The sequence below is a fragment of the Anabaena sp. EIM26 genome (genome assembly GCF_057568715.1).
Genome location: NZ_CM172472.1, coordinates 845,079 through 856,733 on the forward strand (window position 1 = coordinate 845,079; position 11,655 = coordinate 856,733).

Consider the following 11,655-nt stretch of genomic DNA (forward strand, 5'->3'; position numbering starts at 1 on the left):
AACGATTTCTGAGTTCAATTTTAGAAACTCTAAATCAACCATGTTCCTCAACTACTTGGCATTACAAATTACAAGCTAAACAAGGACTATGATCATGAATTCATTGAAAAAGTCTATGGACTGTGCAAAGGTGCTGATATTTGCATTTGCTCTGTCATGTTTGATGTTCTTTTCCCCGACAACAGCAATGGCAGATAGTTGCAGACCTATCCCAGGAAATATTTTCAAAGAAATACCAGTTGTGAATGGAAGTTTTGAATATGAGGTGAAGAACCAGTTACCCTATCCAGCCGTGATTCGCTCTGTGAAGGTTTGCTTAGAACCTGCAACTGCAACTGGAAAAATTAACAGCATTTTAATTAAAGGTCCTGATGGAAAGATTGAATTTGGTTGTAATCCTCAAGCAGTAACGCAAGATACCAACCTAATTAGAGCTTGCGGTGGTCCGGCTGTTTTGGACGCTGGAGATACGATCTATATGGCAGCAGGAAGTGGTTTTAAACCAGATAATGTCAGGTTAACTGTTAACTTAAGTTCTGATTTCTAAGCATAATCAGCCTTGATTTATTTGAAGAGTTGATATAGCTTTTCTGCCAAACACAACATAGCTCAATTTTATAAAAATATATGAAATATTTGCTATTTGTGTTTGGAAATTGCTGAGATTTTTGCCAGCCGATTAAGTTTTCTATGGCAAAAAAAGCATTGTTCTAATCAAGAGAAAATAACGCATTGAACCGATGGAAAATCTTCAAGAAGATAGCACCAGCAAAATATTTAATGCTGATTTAGCTTTTATCGCTCTCTGTTTCTGTATAGTACTATTTGGATTTGGTTACACCCTGACTATATTGCCAGAAATCGCCGAATCGCAGTTAATTGATCAAAAGCGAACTTGCATTACTGGTGGTTGGAAATTTGCATTAATTCTCACACACATTATCACTTTTGCCCTGATTCCCTTGGCAATGAGAATTTTTTATGCTGGGTTAAAAAATTTGGGATTGGGATTTAAAGTTATTTTTGCTTCTCAACTAGGTCTAGCTTTTGTAATGGTGGCGATCGCTGCTGAAATTGGTTGGCACGTTACCCAATGCTGGTATTATGCCAACGATTTTACAATGCTGAATTTCATGTTCTACTTTTTTTTGATTTCATCATTTGTATTGTGGTCAGATGGCTTAGTTCTCAAGATAACTATTCTCACCAGAATAGTTAACATTTTGTTTGCTATTAGTTTGTTAGTTATCTCCATTTTATACCCGTTAGGTTATCAAGCTAATAACCCTAGTTTTAAAGTGCCAATCTATATTGCACTGACTTTAGTTTTTGGTATTTTGACTTATCGAGGTTATAAGCTACTCAAAGATTGGAAAATTATCCTCGTTCCCTTCTTTTCAGTAGGAGTTAACTTAAGTTTTGTATTTCTTCTAGATAAGTATGGTGGCAATCCTTATACAGACCCCCAAATAGCGTTCAATGCTTTATTTCATATCCTCCATGACTTAGGTGGGACAGAAGCAGGAGTAGCTATTTTCACCTGGCTAGTCTACGACAAAGGCATTACTCAATTTAGAAAGACTAATCAAGAAAAATTAATCATCAACAAAGAATTAGCAATAAAGAATTAGCAATATGCTCCTATCAATAATTGAAGATGCGCCAATTAACAATATTTTGTCAATCATATATCCCCTGGGACATCTCAGTATAGCTGTGATGGCATGGATATTAATAGGTTGGGGGGTTAGTCTGTGGCGAAAATCATCCAGTGTAGCGATGATTGTAACTCCCTTATTGTTAGTCAGTCTTAGCTATGACAATTCTATTCTGGTAACAGGAAAACTTATTGGTGCAGGAGAGCTTTTAGAAAGTCTCAGCATGATTCGCTATCTCTTGCACTACTTAGTTTTGCCACTGTTTATTGTTATTGGTGTTGAACTTGCTTACCGTGCTGGAGCAGCTTGGGCAGTTACATTAGTGAGAATTTTAGCTTGGGGAATTGCATTTGTACTGGCTGGGATAGATATTACCAAGAACTATATAGGAATAGAATTAAAACCAGAGTTTTTTGCGGGAATCTTGCGTTATGTCCCTGAGAATCTGAGTGGCCCACCAATTATTACCATTGTAGTTAATTTGTTTATGCTACTAATTGGTATTGGCATTTGGGTCAGACTGAAATGGTCATGGTTATTTGTAGGAACATTTATTGCCCTACTTGGTAATGCTATGCCTTCATCAACTATCGGGACACTTCCTGGTAGTGCATCTGAATTGATCTTGGCTTTAAGTTTGTTGTTCACAGAGCAGCAAATACAAGTTATCGGTAAGCAACCTCCTCAAAAAGAAAAAGAGATATTGATGGTAGATGCTGCAAGTCAAAAAGCCTTAGAATGGGAGCATACTATAGACACAAAAAAAGGCTACACAATCTACCAGTCAGGTAGTCACATTCAAGGTAATTTTATCCAAGTCTATGCTCCTGATGCTCCCTATCGTGATGAGCAAGGAAAACTCAGATTAATTACTTACTTACACGGCTTTGCTTTGTGTATGCCAAAATTCTATGAAGATCATTTAGAAGAATTGGCTAAACAAGGCTATTATGTAGTTTTTCCAGATTTTCAAAAAAGTACCTATCCAGATGATATAGAACAGAAAACAGCGTATAGAGATAATCAAGAAAAGCATGAATTATCCTGGTGGAAAATTCTGCAAAATGTTATTTCCAAAGGTGAGAAATTTAAACTAGGAGATACTTTAGATCAACAGCAAAAACGGCGGCGAGAAATAGGGAAAGTTGCCCGCAAATTAATCAAACCTAATTTCGTCAATTATCTTCGAGTTTCTTTAGCCTTAGTCGTAATCATTTTTGTGATTAAAGTGCTGTTTTCATGGTTCAATCGTCGCTATGGACAGAATTTAATCAAACTTATTTCCACCGTTGGCTTAAGTCTTTTACATAGTCCTTTAGAATGGATTGACCAAGCGATAGATATTACTGATAGAGCTTGGAAAAAGTTATCTGATGATTATCCCAATATTGCCCAATCAGAGTTTGACTTTTATCTATTTGGTCATTCTTTGGGAGGATTATTAGCACTGAGTTGGCCTCTTTATCTCGAACCAAATCAACAAAGATTTTTACCCAAACAAATTATTACTGCTGATCCAGCCCCAAGTACGGAAATGGGCATTCCGCAGATAGCTCTCTGGATTTTAAAACTCTTTAATTCTCCCTTTGCAGAAAACCCAATAAATATCCGTAAAATCGGTAGTAAATTAATTTTACCTATTGGGATTCTACATGGTGTAGATGATAAAATTGTCAAGCCCCAGTCTTGGGCTAAACCAGGATTTGGGCAACAAAAATCCAATTTTGACTGTATAGCTAGTGAAGAGAAGAAAATCTACTTTTCGCTTTCCAATAAGGACTATAATCCCCCGTTAATTGCCTTTCATAACCAAGCCGTAACCGACACCACTTATTTTGATGATGCGTTGTTTAACAATTTCGGTGGTGTGAAGAAAAGTCCCAACCTTTACAATAAGGAATATATTTGGACTGGTGTTGATTTAGTAGTGAGAAACCAAGCCAATGTTAACCAGTTACTCGATCAATTTAACCCTCCTGGCAGTCCGGTTATTATCACGGATACTTTGCCAGAAAAACCAATTAATTGGAAATTGATAGTAACTGTTATTTTGGTTGGGCTAACTTTGTGGGGTGTATACTGGTTATCGTACTCTTATATACCTGTGTAATCTTAACTTTATCGAGACGTTTTACATAGCGTCTCTTTCAAAAATCTTATTTTTCTACTGGCATTAAGTTTTTTTTGCAATTACTTTGTTTTTTTAATAACAAGCATTGAAGTAAATACTATATAACTAGTTTTATTTAAGACACATACACTAATTTTGTAAAAAATAATTGCTAATTTGCGTATATTGCAAAATGTTGATTTTTAATTTAATTTTCTGTTGTGTAAAGATTTATCAGCCCGTATGAGCTATATTTCCTTTCCATCTGGGAAAATGGGGGATTTGCGTGGGGGTGATGTAGTGATATTTTTAGGTGATATCCGGGTTGGAACATAGCAGTTGAGGGCTGTATCATAAACTATGAATTATGAAGTTTGAATTAAAAATCCACGTTCGACTTCACAATTCATAATTTATTAGCTCTCAAACTGAAGTCAAGTTACGTAACCAGTTTGAGTTTTGAGCTATTATGTCCTAACTCAAAACTCAGAACTTCGGTAAATCAGCAGAGGGTTTAAGCCATTTGATTTTCAATCGCCCAACGCGCTAGTTCGGTACGGTTGTGGAGATTGGTTTTACCCAACATATTGGAAACATGGCTTTCCACGGTACGCTGACTGACGTTTAATTCTTCAGCGATTTCCCGATTAGCTAAACCCCTGGCTACAAACTGGACTACCTTCAGTTCGGTTGGGGTTAGCTGTACATCGAAGGGAACTTGGATACGGGAACCGTTTTCCCCTCCCTTTGTCTGATGTTCTTTCCAACGGATGGTTTGCTTTAGTGAGGATTCTACTTGTGCTACGAGTTCTTCTGGTTCAAAGGGTTTGACCATGTATACGTCAGCACCTTTGTTTAGACCTTTCACTCGGTCTGCACTTTGTCCCTTAGCGGAGAGGAAGAGGACGGGAATCCAACTTGTACGTTCATTTTGGCGTACTTGTTCCACAAAAGTGTACCCGTCCATTTCCGGCATCATCACGTCACAGATGATCATGTCTGGAACATCATGTTCTAAAATATCCAGAGCTTCTCGTCCATTTTCGGCCGTGATGACTTCGTATCCTCGGAATTCTAAGTAATCCTTCACCAGCAAGATGAGGTTAGGGTCGTCATCAATCAATAGAAGTCGTTTGTGATCTTTCATGCTGGACTCTTTCATAGCAGTGGCACTTGTCGCGCTTCGATCCATCAAGGTCTTGATTAGTTATCCTCTATGGTGGATTATTGAGATGTTGTTGTTTTTCCCACTTAACTTGCCTTTGCTGCCTCGAAGTCTAAAAAGTGAAGGTCACTTTCAATCTTACTAGTAGCTCGATGGCAAAATTCCAGTAAGGATACGGAGAGCAATAGTATTTATAATGCGCTATTATATATCGCTTTGAAAGGGGCGGGCTAAAAAACCTGATTAAACCTGATTAAATAATAATCTTTCTGGTTGACAAGTTCAGTATTTAGCTGAAGATGACCCTAGCTCAAAACTTACCCGCACTTTCATTCGCTTACTGTTGCTCTACTATATCCTTTGGATGTTAAGCCTCTATTTAGAGGTTCACGAGAAACCGGGGAAGTTTCTGGCAAAGGATGGGTTAAAAAGGCTTATGCTTCCACCACCATTATGCCGATTAAGTGTTCTGGGATGATCCGCTCAATGACTTCCGGTTTTGTTTGGCTATACCAAACCCCATCTGGGTAAACTACCATTATCTGCCTAGAACAACAAACACGCAAGCAGTTGGTTTTAGTTCTGAAGATGCAAATGGGATGACTAACTAAGCCGCTGGTTGAGATGTGGCTCTTTAAGTCCCAGTTTTAAGCATTCCCAGGACTCTAGACTAGCTTGTTTTGTCCATGAGTGAGCAACTGTCTGCTCAGAACCAAGAGAACGCTGTTCAGTGAAGGTTTGCCAGTCCTATAGCTTTCACACAATGACTTAGGGCTTTAAGTTCCTTCCACAGCTTTAGTAGTTTTGGGGAGAGGAAGGCAATTTTTGGACTTACTGTAATGTTACTCATTGAACGGTTCCCTGATTACAGTTCTATAACAATTTCCCCGCTTTGCAAATAAATGTTGTCCATATAAAAATATTCATTACTTACGCAACAGAACCAGACAACTATCACAATTAGGCATTTATGCTTAAGTACAGTTGCGATCGCTCAGTTCGGAAACCCGTACACAAGCAATCGTTGCCATTGTATGCTGCACTTCGGTAAATTAGCACTCAGGAGTTGAGAGTGCTAACTAAAGGAAAAAAATTTTTATGGCAGCTGTATCTCTGACCGTTTCGACCGTTAAACCTCTAGGCGATCGCGTTTTTGTAAAAGTGACCGCCGCAGAAGAGAAGACCGCAGGTGGTCTGTATTTGCCCGACACCGCTAAGGAAAAGCCCCAAGTAGGTGAAGTTGTAGCCCTTGGACCTGGCAAGCGTAATGATGACGGTAGCCGTCAAGAATTAGAAATCAAAGTTGGTGATAAAGTGCTGTACTCCAAGTACGCTGGAACCGACGTTAAGCTCGGAACCGAAGAGTACGTGCTGCTTTCTGAAAAAGATATTTTAGCAGTCGTCATGTAAATGGGTGATGAGGGGGATGAGGTACTGGGAAAGAGTTTTCCCCATAACCAATTACCAATCACCAATTACCAAATTCAAGACAAATTTTAACTTACTACCCGAATTTAGACTCTTATGGCAAAGCGCATTATCTATAACGAAAACGCCCGTCGCGCTCTAGAACGCGGTATTGATATCTTAGCTGAAGCAGTTGCTGTCACCCTTGGACCCAAAGGTCGCAACGTAGTTCTAGAGAAGAAATTTGGCGCACCACAAATCGTTAACGATGGTGTCACCATCGCTAAAGAAATTGAATTAGAAGACCACATTGAAAACACAGGTGTGGCACTAATTCGTCAAGCTGCTTCTAAGACAAATGACGCTGCGGGCGATGGTACAACCACCGCTACTGTTTTGGCTCATGCGATCGTGAAAGAAGGCTTGCGGAACGTTGCAGCTGGCGCTAATGCGATTTTGCTGAAGCGTGGTATTGATAAAGCTGCGGCTTTCTTAGTGGAAAAGATTGCTGAACACGCTCGTCCTGTAGAAGATTCTAAAGCGATCGCACAAGTTGCGTCCATCTCTGCTGGTAACGACGAAGAAGTCGGTCAGATGATTGCTCAAGCAATGGACAAAGTGGGTAAGGAAGGCGTGATTTCCCTAGAAGAAGGGAAGTCTATGACCACCGAACTCGAAATCACCGAAGGGATGCGCTTTGATAAAGGCTATATCTCTCCTTACTTTGCTACTGATGCAGAGCGGATGGAAACAGTCTTTGATGAGCCTTACATCTTGTTAACAGACAAGAAAATTGCTTTAGTACAAGATTTAGTACCTGTACTTGAACAAGTAGCTCGTTCTGGTCGTCCTTTGGTGATTATCGCTGAAGATATCGAAAAAGAAGCTTTAGCAACTTTAGTAGTTAACCGTTTGCGCGGTGTACTCAACGTTGCAGCCGTTAAAGCTCCTGGTTTTGGCGATCGCCGTAAGGCTATGCTAGAAGATATTGCCGTCTTAACTGGTGGTCTACTCATCACCGAAGATGCTGGTTTGAAGCTGGATACCACCAAGCTAGATAGCCTGGGTAAAGCTCGCCGTATCACCATCACCAAAGACAGCACAACAATTGTAGCTGAAGGTAACGAAGCTCCAGTTAAGGCTCGTTGCGAACAAATCCGCCGTCAAATGGAAGAAACCGAATCTTCCTACGACAAGGAAAAACTACAAGAGCGTTTGGCTAAATTGTCCGGTGGTGTAGCTGTCGTTAAAGTTGGTGCAGCTACCGAAACCGAAATGAAGGACAAGAAGCTGCGCTTGGAAGACGCTATCAACGCTACCAAAGCTGCTGTAGAAGAAGGTATTGTTCCCGGTGGTGGTACAACCTTGGCTCACTTGGCTCCTCAATTGGAAGTTTGGGCTAACAGCAACCTCAAGGATGAAGAATTGACTGGTGCTTTAATTGTGGCTCGTGCTTTACCTGCACCTCTAAAGAGAATTGCAGAAAACGCCGGTCAGAATGGCGCTGTCATTGCTGAACGTGTGAAAGAGAAGGAATTCAACGTAGGTTTCAACGCTGCTACCAACGAATTCGTTGATATGTTGGCTGCTGGAATTGTAGATCCTGCTAAAGTAACTCGTTCTGCACTGCAAAATGCGGCTTCTATTGCGGGAATGGTGTTGACAACCGAATGTATCGTAGTTGACAAGCCTGAACCTAAGGATGGCGCTCCTGCTGCTGGCGCTGGTATGGGTGGCGGAGATTACGACTACTAAAATCTTTTCCTAGTTTGAATAATGGCCGCTTCCGCAAGGGGGCGGCTATTTTTTGTTGATTCCTACTTTTTCACGGATATTGTAGCTGCTATAATGGGACTTATTATGACTAAATAATATTTAATTTATGTTGGTTCAGTTTTTTAGTTGGAGTGGTATTTTGATGAAAATGGTGAAAGCAAGGCTCAAGAATTAGTATTTTTTTACAGCTAGTTCAATATTGTGGTTATCGTCTTATTCTCAAAAAAGGAGAAGAGCGTATTTCTTTAGTCTCGTAAATTTTAATTTCTCTATCACAGTATTAGTTGGGTAAAACGGAATTAAGAGCATAATTTGCTATTTTACCCAAAATACAATATGTTGCCCAACACCGATATTATTTTAATGAGGTTTAAACATGACTCAAATTATTAATCATCAATCTAATTATCAAAGATTACCTGAAATTGTCAAAAATTTAATTGACAATAATCCTCTTTATCAAGAGAACTTAGATAAACAGGAAATGATTGAAAATATCAATCGTAATTTTGATCCTGTAGCCGTTCCTGATGTTAATAGTATTTCCGAAGAATCATTAATTAAACGGATTAAAAGTATTTTGTCTTTACATTTAGTTTCAGGAATGCTCAATGATTTCACTCCAGAGCAAATGCAACTTTTTGATGAATCTGTAAAACGTGGTGGGTAAATGGGTTATTTATTAGATACTAATATTGTTTCAGCATCACTAAAACAGAATCTTGAAGTGGCATTGAAAATTACAGAAATACGTCGTCAAGGTGAATTTATCGGTATTAGCGGCATAACTTATTATGAAGTGCAAAGAGGACTTTTAAGAAGCAATGCCACTAAAAAACTAGCTTGGTTTCAACAATTTTGCCAAGATTATCCTATTTTGTTTTTAGATGATCTAAAAATTTTTCAAAAAGCATCGGAAATTCATGCTGATTTAACAAGCAGAGGTAAAATTATTCAAGATGCAGATATTTTGATAGCTGCTACTGCTATTATTCATAATTTAATTTTAGTTTCTCACGATTCTGATTTAACTAGAGTTAAAGATTTAAATCTAGAAAATTGGTTAATTTCTTAGTCAATTCTTGCCTTAAAGATAATGCAAAGTATTGCATTATGTATTTTATACTGTCATCAGTAATTATTTTCTTAAACAATCAAGAACAAGTCCTGAAATGACAACTCAAGAAAAAATACTCAATCAATTACAAGTGCTAGAGACTCTTTCTAAACAAGGGGCTTATAGCGACACATTTGTTTTATCTTTAAGAAACATTCTTATTGAAGAAATTAATAGTATTGAACAACAAATTCAAGAAATAGAGACTGATTTACAGAGTTTTGAACAACAATATCAGTTATCATCTGCACAATTTTATCAACAATTTAAAGATGGTAAACTAGGCGATTGTATAGACTTCGTTGAATGGAGTGCTTTTTATCAAATGTTGTGTTCATTACAAGAACGATTAAATCTTCTTAAATTTCAACTTTAATTTATGATCTCTCACATTTATATCACTGAAATTAAAGCCAAATTAAACAATAATAAACTAATTCATAATATTGAAGTTATTAAAGAAAGAGCTATACCAGATCAAGGTTATTTTCGAGCGCGACTAACTTTAAATAATGGAGATTTTTTAGAAGTAGCTGAATTTTTTAAAATAGAAAATGAACAATGTATTACTATCACTTATCGCTATCAATGGATGAATCCATCTCAAACTCAATTAAAAAAACGTTGGGATAATGTAGAGCATTTTCCTGATTTACCGAATTTTCCCCATCATGTTCATCTAGGAGATGAGTTGATTGTTAAACCTAGTGAGTCGAGGAATATTTTACAAATTCTGATTTTGATTGAAGAAGAAATACAAAACGGATAGATAAGTTTTGAATGTTGATCTATGTAGAGAATAAGCGGAGATATAAAAATGAAGAATGAAATTGATAACTTGTTTAAGGACAAAAATATTTTATTTAATGAGGATGATGTTGAATTATCTATAATTTCTCTAAATATAGCCTTAGAAGCTTATTTTAGTACGTATCATTGTGTTAAAAGGGAGTTTTATGCTATCTGTTCTTATAATAATAATCCTCAAGATGATTACGTGATTTTGTCTAGAAAATGAGCAAAAAAATTTGGTTCATCTATTTATCCTAAAGGATATTATGAAAGAGTTATTAATTTATCAATAAAGATATTGTTCAAAAATAAGCATTAAAAATGATGAATCATCATCTAAAAATCCATTTTTGTGATGTTTATGAATTATTAAATGATAAAAAATAGAGATCTATTTGCTCATAATTTAGAAGGTGTTTGAAAGGTCTAATTTATTACAGCCTTGGTGGCTGAAAGTTGCGGATACACAAATGAAACGCAGATGGGTTGGACTTGATATTGTGCTATTATGAGTAAGCTTAATTATTTGTGCATTAGCATATCCCTAACGGGAACAAGAGGCTTTATTATATTTATTCGCCGATAGGGTAGCTTGTCTTTAACCCTAAACTTTTCAAACATCCTCTTAGGGCTTGCTGAACTTAGGGAAATTTTTTTGCGGATTTTGGCAAAGAATTTGGTCAATTCTCAGACTCAGGTTAGATATTTTGCCGAAATTGAAGTCTATAACACTTGCTAATGTTAACTTTTGCCGAATAATTTGCCATAAGTTTGCCAAACGATACAAAAAAATGTCACAATTTTTGCCAAGATTGATATATTATTTTGCAACAATTCACTTGGCGTGAATCAGCATGAGTGAAAAAAAAATAGAAAATAACGGGAAAACCTTTCTCGTTCTCCTTTTGCCAATCTCGTTTTTGATTATTTTCCTGGTTTCTACTTGGAAAATTTTGCTAATTGTTTTGCTGCTGCTGATGGCCTTCAACCTTTGGCAGCAGTATAAGTGGGAAAAGTGGTGTGAACAAGTTAACCCTCTTTTTTATCAGTTAATTCGGGAAAACCAGGGCAAAATTACACCGGTTGATTTGGCCATTCGAGGTAATTTTTCTGGAAATGAGGCTAAACGCTTTTTAGATGGAAAGGCTAAGGAATTTGGTGCTAGTGTACTAGATTCTGAACATGATAGCCAATCTTACTACTTTATAAATGCCAGTATTCTGGGAAATATACTTGATAGTAGTGAGGTTGTGGAAAAACGTCCTGTTCAACCTGTGACTAAAGAGGCGCGATCGCTCTTAGCACCACCAGAAACAATTCCCCAGCAGGAAGAAACAGAATCTGAGTCATTACCTCAAGTCAATGATGAGGAAGTCAAAAAACCTCTGGAAGAACAGTTAGTTTTTGGCTCTCTCATCCAATCTGAACTGGCAAAACGACTAAGTGTATATTCCAGCACTGTTTACAAACGTCGCAATGACCCAGATTTCTCAGAATGGAGTCGTAGCCGTGACCCCGATGGGATTGCTTGGTCTTATTCTCGTAAGTCTAAGGAGTTTTTCCCTGTAGAAGAATAGGAGGCAGGGTGCAGGGTGCAAGTTTAGTACAAAGCGATGAGTAGCGAGTAATG

The 11,655-nt window shown here is 37.6% G+C and carries 12 protein-coding genes; 11 read left to right on the top strand and 1 reads right to left on the bottom strand.

All coding sequences use genetic code 11. The annotated features are described in order from the left end of the window. Positions 1-94: 94 nt before the first annotated feature. The 3 genes from AC012T_RS03590 (at position 95) to AC012T_RS03600 (ending at position 3,768) form a co-directional block, all read left to right on the top strand. The gene (locus AC012T_RS03590; protein WP_487063167.1) at positions 95-547 is read left to right on the top strand and encodes a hypothetical protein; all 453 of its coding nucleotides are present in this window, start codon (positions 95-97) and stop codon (positions 545-547) included. A gap of 193 nt (positions 548-740) precedes the next feature. Then, positions 741-1,631 (top strand): hypothetical protein, encoded by an 891-nt coding sequence (locus tag AC012T_RS03595; RefSeq protein ID WP_487063169.1) that lies wholly within the window; start codon positions 741-743, stop codon positions 1,629-1,631. 4 nt (positions 1,632-1,635) lie between these two features. Beyond that, on the top strand, positions 1,636-3,768 hold the full coding sequence (locus tag AC012T_RS03600; RefSeq protein WP_487063171.1) for an alpha/beta fold hydrolase: 2,133 nt from the start codon (positions 1,636-1,638) through the stop codon (positions 3,766-3,768). A 514-nt stretch (positions 3,769-4,282) separates the two neighbouring features. Here AC012T_RS03600 and AC012T_RS03605 read toward each other — a convergent pair. Further along, positions 4,283-4,960, bottom strand: coding sequence for a response regulator transcription factor (locus AC012T_RS03605; protein WP_015217478.1), 678 nt, complete (start codon positions 4,958-4,960; stop codon positions 4,283-4,285). Between the two features lie 1,071 nt (positions 4,961-6,031). On the opposite strand from AC012T_RS03605, the gene groES reads away from it, so the two are divergent. The 8 genes from groES (at position 6,032) to AC012T_RS03645 (ending at position 11,602) form a co-directional block, all read left to right on the top strand. Then, complete coding sequence (gene groES, locus AC012T_RS03610) at positions 6,032-6,343, top strand: co-chaperone GroES (protein WP_487063173.1); 312 nt, start codon at positions 6,032-6,034, stop codon at positions 6,341-6,343. Positions 6,344-6,457: 114 nt separating this feature from the next. Further along, a complete protein-coding gene (gene groL, locus AC012T_RS03615; protein WP_015217475.1) occupies positions 6,458-8,095 on the top strand; it encodes a chaperonin GroEL in 1,638 nt (545 codons plus the stop codon). A gap of 397 nt (positions 8,096-8,492) precedes the next feature. Next, positions 8,493-8,786 (top strand): hypothetical protein, encoded by a 294-nt coding sequence (locus tag AC012T_RS03620; protein ID WP_487063175.1) that lies wholly within the window; start codon positions 8,493-8,495, stop codon positions 8,784-8,786. Continuing rightward, positions 8,787-9,191: a PIN domain-containing protein gene (locus AC012T_RS03625; protein WP_487063177.1), complete on the top strand. Its 405-nt coding sequence runs from the start codon at positions 8,787-8,789 to the stop codon at positions 9,189-9,191. A 97-nt stretch (positions 9,192-9,288) separates the two neighbouring features. Continuing rightward, positions 9,289-9,609, top strand: coding sequence for a hypothetical protein (locus AC012T_RS03630; RefSeq protein WP_487063179.1), 321 nt, complete (start codon positions 9,289-9,291; stop codon positions 9,607-9,609). A gap of 3 nt (positions 9,610-9,612) precedes the next feature. Beyond that, positions 9,613-10,002: a toxin-antitoxin system TumE family protein gene (locus AC012T_RS03635; protein ID WP_487063181.1), complete on the top strand. Its 390-nt coding sequence runs from the start codon at positions 9,613-9,615 to the stop codon at positions 10,000-10,002. A 48-nt stretch (positions 10,003-10,050) separates the two neighbouring features. Beyond that, on the top strand, positions 10,051-10,251 hold the full coding sequence (locus AC012T_RS03640; RefSeq protein WP_487063183.1) for a hypothetical protein: 201 nt from the start codon (positions 10,051-10,053) through the stop codon (positions 10,249-10,251). Between the two features lie 628 nt (positions 10,252-10,879). After that, the gene (locus AC012T_RS03645; protein ID WP_487063185.1) at positions 10,880-11,602 is read left to right on the top strand and encodes a hypothetical protein; all 723 of its coding nucleotides are present in this window, start codon (positions 10,880-10,882) and stop codon (positions 11,600-11,602) included. Positions 11,603-11,655: the final 53 nt, after the last annotated feature.

Coding starts and splice junctions, on each gene's coding strand:
- groL (WP_015217475.1), top strand. CDS start 6,458: ATGGCAAAGCGCATTATCTATAACGAAAACGCCCGTCGCGCTCTAGAA.
- AC012T_RS03605 (WP_015217478.1), bottom strand. CDS start 4,960: ATGGATCGAAGCGCGACAAGTGCCACTGCTATGAAAGAGTCCAGCATG.
- AC012T_RS03600 (WP_487063171.1), top strand. CDS start 1,636: ATGCTCCTATCAATAATTGAAGATGCGCCAATTAACAATATTTTGTCA.
- AC012T_RS03630 (WP_487063179.1), top strand. CDS start 9,289: ATGACAACTCAAGAAAAAATACTCAATCAATTACAAGTGCTAGAGACT.
- AC012T_RS03620 (WP_487063175.1), top strand. CDS start 8,493: ATGACTCAAATTATTAATCATCAATCTAATTATCAAAGATTACCTGAA.
- AC012T_RS03640 (WP_487063183.1), top strand. CDS start 10,051: ATGAAGAATGAAATTGATAACTTGTTTAAGGACAAAAATATTTTATTT.
- AC012T_RS03595 (WP_487063169.1), top strand. CDS start 741: ATGGAAAATCTTCAAGAAGATAGCACCAGCAAAATATTTAATGCTGAT.
- AC012T_RS03645 (WP_487063185.1), top strand. CDS start 10,880: ATGAGTGAAAAAAAAATAGAAAATAACGGGAAAACCTTTCTCGTTCTC.
- AC012T_RS03625 (WP_487063177.1), top strand. CDS start 8,787: ATGGGTTATTTATTAGATACTAATATTGTTTCAGCATCACTAAAACAG.
- AC012T_RS03635 (WP_487063181.1), top strand. CDS start 9,613: ATGATCTCTCACATTTATATCACTGAAATTAAAGCCAAATTAAACAAT.
- groES (WP_487063173.1), top strand. CDS start 6,032: ATGGCAGCTGTATCTCTGACCGTTTCGACCGTTAAACCTCTAGGCGAT.
- AC012T_RS03590 (WP_487063167.1), top strand. CDS start 95: ATGAATTCATTGAAAAAGTCTATGGACTGTGCAAAGGTGCTGATATTT.